Source organism: Henriciella sp. (assembly GCF_049649345.1).
Taxonomy (GTDB): Bacteria; Pseudomonadota; Alphaproteobacteria; order Caulobacterales; family Hyphomonadaceae; genus Henriciella.
In genome coordinates this window covers 1-6,895 of record NZ_JBARZC010000664.1, presented here as the reverse complement: position 1 = coordinate 6,895, position 6,895 = coordinate 1, and the positions used below count along the sequence as shown (strand labels likewise).

Here is a 6,895-nt window from a genome sequence, read left to right as displayed (position 1 = left end):
ACATACAGCTCAGCCCCTCCCTGCCGTTCGAAAAAGTGAATGAAAAGGGCGAGGCTGAAGATTATGAAACCGGCCCGATCATCCGCATCCGCTCGCGCCAGCAGGCGCCCGTCCAGATTATCATGAGCGGGCATTACGATACTGTCTTTCCGGACGGAACCTTCACAGAGATCAAGGATCTCGGCGATGGCCGGATGAATGGTCCGGGTCTCGCTGATATGAAGGGCGGGCTTTCAGTCATGCTCGGCGCGCTTGAAGCGTTTGAAGCCGGGCCGCTCAAGGACAAGCTCGGCTATCAGATCGTGATTTCGCCCGACGAGGAGATTGGCAATTTCGCAAGCTCCGGCGCGCTCAAGGAGGCGGCCCAGTCCGGCGCCATGGTCGGCATGACCTATGAGCCGTGCATGGAGACCGGCGCCATGTCTGGCGGGCGCAAGGGCTCTGCGGTTTTCGATATCGTTCTGCATGGCCGCTCGGCGCATGCGGGCCGGTCCAAGGAAGAAGGTCGCAGCGCGCTTGAGGCCGCCGCCCATATGGCGGTCGATCTCGAAGCGCTGAACAATCGGCGCGAAGGCGTTTCCTTCAATGTCGGCGCTATCGATGGTGGCGGCGCGGTCAATATCGTGCCCGACCTTGCGATCGTCCGCTTCGGCGCGCGTGCACCCGATGCCGATGCGGCCCAGTGGGCAACCTGGGAAGTCGAGCGCCTTTTCCGCGAAGCGACTGCGCGCGATGGGATCAGCGGCCACCTGCATGGCGGCTTCTACCGCCCGCCCAAGCCCCGCAACGACGCCCAGCAGGCGCTCTTCACCGCCGTCTCCGATACAGGCCGCGCACTCGGTCTGGAGCTTGAATTTGTCGATACGGGCGGGGTTTGCGAAGGCAATAATATCTTCGCGGCCGGTGTTCCCAATGTCGATACGCTCGGGGTGATGGGCGGGCGCATTCATTCGCATGAGGAATATGTCCTGATGTCGAGCTTCGTCGAACGCGCGCAGCTTTCAGGTCTGCTTCTTAACCGGTTTGCCGATGGCCGTATCGACGCCAACAAGATCAAGGCGCTAATGGAATGAGTTCGTCCTATGTCATGCGGCCGTCGCGGCTGGATGTTTTCGATGTCCTGATGCAGCTCGCTGAAGAGTCCGGGCCTGGGTTCACCAGCCTGCCTGTGCATGAGCGCATCCTGCGCGAGCGGCTTGAGAAGTCGGAGAAGTCTTTCTCCGGCAAGCTCGAGCAGCCCCAATACGGCAAGTATCTCATGATGCTGGAAGATCATGAGAGCGGCGAGATTGGTGGCTGCAGCGCGGTCAAGGCCGGCGTCGGGATCGACCAGCCTTTCTTCAATTACCGCGTGATCACGGTCGCGCAGGCGAGCCAGGCCGCCGACCGGCGCTTCGATCTGGATGCGCTTGTGCTGACCAATGAATTTGTCGGCTTTACCGAAGTCGGAACGCTCTTCCTGCGCGCAGCCCATCGCGGCGGCGGGGCAGGGCGGCTTCTGGCGCAGTCGCGCTATCTGCTCATGGCAGCAAATCCCGACCGCTTCGGAGACATGGTCCTGGCTGAGCTTCGAGGCGTTGTCGATGGCGACGGGAAGACCCCTTTCTGGGATGCCATCGGGTACCATTTCTTCGGGATGGAATTTACCGAAGCCGACATCCTGTCTGCGACGACCGACAATCAGTTCATTCTGGACCTGATGCCAAAATATCCGATCTATGTGGACCTCCTTCCGCCGGAGGCGCGAGAAGTGATCGGGCGTTGCCATGCCGATGGCGTGGGGGCGATGAAACTGCTGGAGTGGGAAGGGTTTCGGTTCGAGCGCACCGTCGATATTTTCGATGGAGGTCCGCTTGTTGCCGCGCCGAGATCGATGATCCGCACCGTTCGCGAGAGCCACGAAGTGACCCTGAAACTCGGTGAGGCGACCGGAAGGTCCGGCATTATATCAAACGACAAGTTTGCAGACATTCGCGTGACGATGGCGGACGGCGCGCTTGCAGACGATGTATTTTACACTTCGAGCGCTGTGCTTGACCGGCTGAACCTTTCCGAAGGCGCGCGCGCGAGAATCTGGTTGAGGAGTTAGTCATGTCCAAAGGGGCCTATATCGACGGAAAATGGATCGCAGGCGATGGCGACTGGTTCGAGAAGACCTGCCCGGCCACCGGCGAGACAAGCTGGGAAGGCCAGGCCGCCAGCCCGGCGCAGGTCCACAAGGCGATAGACAGCGCGCGAAAGGCCGGAGAGGCCTGGCGCCACCGCCCGCAGCATGATCGCACCCGCATCCTCGAAGCCTATGCCGAGGCTGTCGGCGAACGGTCAGAACGCATCGCCGAAGCGATCAGCCGCGACATGGGCAAGGCGCTCTGGGAATCCCGGGGCGAGGCTGGCGCCATGAAGGGCAAGATCGCGATCTCTATCGCTGCTCAGGTCGAGCGTGCTGGCGGGCGCCATGATGACACGGCGTTCGGTTCCGCCATTCTCAGCCATCGCCCGCATGGCGTCATGGCGGTGTTCGGGCCTTTCAATTTTCCGGGCCACTTGCCGAACGGACATATCGTTCCAGCGCTTCTGGCGGGCAACACCTGCGTGTTCAAACCGTCCGAGCTTGCCCCCGCTGTCGCAGAGATCATGGTCGAGTGTTTCGAAGAAGCGGGTCTGCCGCCCGGCGTGCTGAATGTCATCCATGGCGCGCGCCAGACGGGCGCGGCTCTGCTCGACGGCGATATCAATGGCCTCCTCTTTACCGGCTCTGCGGCGACCGGCACGGCGTTTCATCGCCATTTTGCGGGCCGTCCAGACGTTATACTCGCGCTGGAGATGGGGGGGAACAATCCACTCATCGTCTGGGATCCGGCAGACGTGGAAGCGGCCGCCGATATCGCCGCGCAATCTGCCTTCCTGACGAGCGGCCAGCGCTGTTCATGTGCGCGGCGTGTTTTCGTGCCGGACAACAAGTTCGGCGAGGCAGTCGTCGAGGCAATTGTCGAGCGCGCCCGCGGGCTGAAGATTGGCGCGTGGGAGGAAGAGAACATCTTTATGGGCCCGCTTGTATCCGAAAAGGCCGCCCAGGCCGCGGTCGATTTCCAGACCATGCTGTCCAAGGCGGGCGGCAAACCGCTTCGCCGGTTGAAGCGTATGGACCGGGGCGGCGGCTTTGTAACGGCAGGCGTGATCGATGTAACGAACGCCAAGGATGTTCCCGATGAAGAGCTTTTCGGGCCGCTGATGCAGATCACGCGCGTAAAGGATTTCGATGTAGCGATGGCCAAGGCGAATGATACGCGGTTTGGCCTGTCCGGCGGTCTGGTCAGCGATGATGATGCGCTCTGGCTGAAAACTCATCAGGAGATGAAGGCTGGCATTCTCAACCGCAACCGGCCGACGGCTGGCGCAGCTGGAAACATGCCGTTTGGTGGGCCGGGCCTGTCCGGCAATTTCCGCCCTGGCGCCTATTATGCTGCCGATTATTGCGCCTGGCCGCAGGCGAGCCAGGTCGCCGACGTTGCAGGCAGGCTGAAGGCGCAAGGGTTTCCAGGCGGATGAGCGAGCGGCCAGAGGATAATTCCGCGCAGATCGAATACTGGAACGGCAAGGCCGGAGAGCGCTGGGCCGGCGAGGCTGAGCGTCTCGATGCGATGCTCGCGCCATTTCTGGCGCCAGTCCTGTCTGCGGCAGGCGGCGCTAGCGGCAAGCGCGTTCTCGATGTCGGCTGCGGCTCTGGCAGCCTGTCGCTGGCTGCGCTTGAGGCAGGCGCTGCCCATGTGACCGGCGTTGATGTGTCGGCGCCGATGCTCGGCCTTGCGCGCCGCAGGGCAGGAGAGACCGGCGCGGCCGACTTTATTCAAGCCGACGCGTCTGAGTGGTCGTCTGATATGAAGTTCGACGCGCTTGTCTCGCGTTTCGGTGTCATGTTCTTTGCCGACCCGCCCGCCGCTTTTGCAAATCTCAGACAGGCGATGGCGCCGGGCGGCTGTCTCGCTTTTGCCTGCTGGCAACCGCTAAAGAAGAATGACTGGGCCGCCGCCCCCCTTCAGGCAGTGATGCCACTTCTGGATCAGCCTCCACCTCGGCCTGAACCGGGCACGCCGGGGCCTTTCGCCTTTGAGGATGCAGACCGCACTGTCGGTCTGCTCGCCCGCGCCGGCTGGCAAAATCCGGGGGCAACGCCGTGGACAGGCTCGCTCACCATGCCCGGTGCGTCCATCGACGAGACGGCAAGATTCATGACCGATATGGGCCCGGCATCGCGGCTCATCGCCGAGCATGAGATCGACGCCGATGAGGTGTTCGAGGCGCTGCGTGGAATGCTCAAGGCCAATGCTGGGTCAGACGGCCGCGTGAGCCTGCCGGCTGCCGCCTGGATTATCACGGCTGAAGCCTAGAACGGGTTCAGCGAATAGCCATCTGCGGCGAGCACGGCATGCGCCGTCATGGCCGACAGCGCGAGCTCGACACCGGGAATAAGATCTTCCTTCGCGATACCTCGCGCGGCGGCTGTCTGGCCGCAGAGATAGACCGGAACGCCCTGGTCCAGCAGCGCTTCGATCAGAGGCTGTGTGGCATTTGGCGTATTTTCTGATGATATAACGAGCTGGGATGATGCCCCGCCATGCACGACAATCGCCGGATGAACGCGTGACATGTCCACCCCCGCCTTTCCATGCATGTTGAGGAAGCGGGCGACCGTGACAAAGCCCTTGTTGATCTCGCCCTCTTCGGCAGGCGCAGCGATGTCGAACACGACCTTGAGATCGAGCCCATCGGGAATAGCCATGTCCTGTTCGACGGGCGCAGCAGGACCGAAGTCTTCGATGACCGGTCCGGTCGAGAAACCTTGCCCGGCTGTTTGCGCCACTGTGGCGAGCGGCGCAGCGGCGACAAGAAGCGAAACAAATACGAGGCGCATAGGCGCATATCCTCTATAAAGCCGAGCGCGCATCATAAGGCCGGATCGGCGGATGGGGATAGAGCTTTTCAGCGCGCCCTTGCCGTTGTAGTCCGGCGCGATGAGTACTGCATTTGAAGTCAATTTCGACGGCCTGATCGGGCCCAGCCACAATTATGGCGGCATGTCCGAGGGCAATCTTGCCAGCGCCAGCAATTCCGGCGAGGTCTCCAATCCGCGCGAGGCCGCGCTCCAGGGGCTGGAGAAGATGCGGCTTCTGCTTCGGGCAGGTCTGGTTCAGGGCGTCCTGCCGCCCTTGCCGCGGCCGAATTACGATCTGCTGGTTGCGGCGGGCTTCGGAGGCTCCGATGCGCAGATGATCGAGGCTGCGGCCAGCCAAGCGCCCCAGCTTCTGAAAGCGGCTTACAGCGCCAGCTCCATGTGGGCGGCGAATGCGGCCACTGTCTCGCCCTCTGCCGATACCAGCGATGGCCGGTTGCATCTGACCGCCGCCAATCTCTCGACCATGCTGCACCGCTCGATCGAACATCCGGACACCGTGGCGACTCTCCTGGCCATCTTTGAGAATGAAGACCGGTTCGCCGTTCACGCGGCGCTTCCGATGCATGCCGATTTTGCCGATGAGGGCGCGGCCAACCATGTTCGGCTTGGCGAGAGCCACGGCAGCGAAGGCGTCGAGCTTTTCGTCTATGGCCGCGAGTCGGGTGAGAGCACGGCCGGATTTCCGGCGCGCCAGACAAAGCTTGCGAGCGAGAGTATTGCCCGCTCGCATGGCCTCGCCCCGCAGCGAACAGTCTTTGCCCGCCAGTCGCGCGCCGCGATCGATGCGGGGGCGTTTCACAATGATGTCGTTTCTGTCGGCTCCACCGATACGCTCTTCTACCACGAGCTTGCCTTTGAGCGGACCGATGAGACGCTGGAGGCGCTGCGCAAGGCAGGCGATGGGTTGTTCGACCTGAAATCGGTCATGGTGCCTCAGGCCGATGTGCCGATTGAGGATGCGATCCGGTCCTATCTGTTCAATTCGCAGCTTTTGCAGATGCCGGGCGAGGATCGCCTCGTTCTCCTGGCGCCGCTGGAAACCGAGGAAACAGAGAGCACCCGGCGCTTCTGCGAGAAAATGACCACCGGTAATGGCCCGATTGGCCGGGTCCAGTTTGTCGATGTCCGCCAGTCCATGCGCAATGGCGGCGGGCCGGCCTGTCTTCGGCTTCGCGTTGTGATGACGGAAGACGAGATTGCTGCGGCTCATCAGGGCGTGATGATGGACGAGGCCAAGATCGACGCGCTTCAGGACATTGTCCGCCGGACCTACCGCGACCGGCTATCTCCGGCTGATCTTGCCGATCCGGCCTTTGCCAATGAGTGCCAGCTTGCGCGCGAGGCGCTGCTTGAGGCGCTGGAGCTGTCGGGCCTGATCTAGTCGGTCTCGGCGAAGCGTCCGCCAGCCTCTGCATAGGCCTGCGTGCCGCGATGGATGACGTCGTCTTCGGACAGCACGTCTTCGGGCGTGTAGTCGAACTCGCCTTTCATCTTCGCGTAGAGCGGGGCGAAATCGGTGTCGACCGTGGCGCGGAACAGCTGGTCATAGGACTCGATGACGAAATAGGTCTGCTGGAAATCGTCGATCCGGTAGTCGGTCTGCATCAGGCGTTCGAGCCCGAAGCCGATCCGGTTGGGGGAGGGGTCTTCAAGCGCAAAAATGCTCTCGGTCTTCGAGGAGACGATGCCGGCGCCATAGATGCGCAGGCCTTCGTCGGTGTGGATCAGGCCAAATTCGACCGTGTACCAGTAGAGCGCGGCGAGGTTTTTCAGCGCCGCGAAGTTGAGACTGCGCAAGCCGCCCTTGCCGTAGGCTTCCATATAGTCGGCAAAGACCGGATTGGTCAGCATCGGGACATGGCCGAAAACATCGTGGAAGACGTCCGGCTCCTCAAGGTAGTCGAGTTCATCGCGCTTGCGGATGAACTGGCCGGCCGGAAA

The 6,895-nt window shown here is 62.2% G+C and carries 6 protein-coding genes and 1 pseudogene; 5 read left to right on the top strand and 2 right to left on the bottom strand.

Annotation, left to right across the window (positions count from 1 at the left end; all coding sequences use genetic code 11):
• The 4 genes from WA989_RS18225 to WA989_RS18210 all read left to right on the top strand — a co-directional run.
• The coding region (locus tag WA989_RS18225) for a hydrolase (protein ID WP_424341891.1) at nucleotides 1-1,073 on the top strand (1,073 nt) is incomplete at its 5' end.
• The gene (locus tag WA989_RS18220; protein WP_424341890.1) at nucleotides 1,070-2,089 is read left to right on the top strand and encodes an arginine N-succinyltransferase; all 1,020 of its coding nucleotides are present in this window, start codon (nucleotides 1,070-1,072) and stop codon (nucleotides 2,087-2,089) included. The genes WA989_RS18225 and WA989_RS18220, both read left to right, overlap by 4 nt.
• A 2-nt stretch (nucleotides 2,090-2,091) precedes the next feature.
• A complete protein-coding gene (gene astD / locus WA989_RS18215) occupies nucleotides 2,092-3,549 on the top strand; it encodes a succinylglutamate-semialdehyde dehydrogenase (protein WP_424341889.1) in 1,458 nt (485 codons plus the stop codon).
• On the top strand, nucleotides 3,546-4,388 hold the full coding sequence (locus tag WA989_RS18210; protein ID WP_424341888.1) for a class I SAM-dependent methyltransferase: 843 nt from the start codon (nucleotides 3,546-3,548) through the stop codon (nucleotides 4,386-4,388). Before astD ends, WA989_RS18210 begins: the two co-directional genes overlap by 4 nt.
• On the opposite strand, the gene WA989_RS18205 is transcribed toward WA989_RS18210, so the two are convergent.
• Nucleotides 4,385-4,912, bottom strand: a complete 528-nt coding sequence (locus WA989_RS18205) for a DsrE family protein (protein WP_424341887.1) — start codon at nucleotides 4,910-4,912, stop codon at nucleotides 4,385-4,387. The two genes, WA989_RS18210 and WA989_RS18205, sit on opposite strands and share 4 nt — an antisense overlap.
• A 100-nt stretch (nucleotides 4,913-5,012) precedes the next feature.
• Here WA989_RS18205 and astB point away from each other — a divergent pair, with 100 nt between their 5' ends.
• Nucleotides 5,013-6,335, top strand: a complete 1,323-nt coding sequence (gene astB / locus WA989_RS18200) for an N-succinylarginine dihydrolase (RefSeq protein WP_424341886.1) — start codon at nucleotides 5,013-5,015, stop codon at nucleotides 6,333-6,335.
• On the opposite strand, the pseudogene WA989_RS18195 reads toward astB, so the two are convergent.
• Nucleotides 6,332-6,895, bottom strand: a pseudogene (locus tag WA989_RS18195) (phenylalanine 4-monooxygenase); the annotation flags it as partial. The gene astB and the pseudogene WA989_RS18195 sit on opposite strands and share 4 nt — an antisense overlap.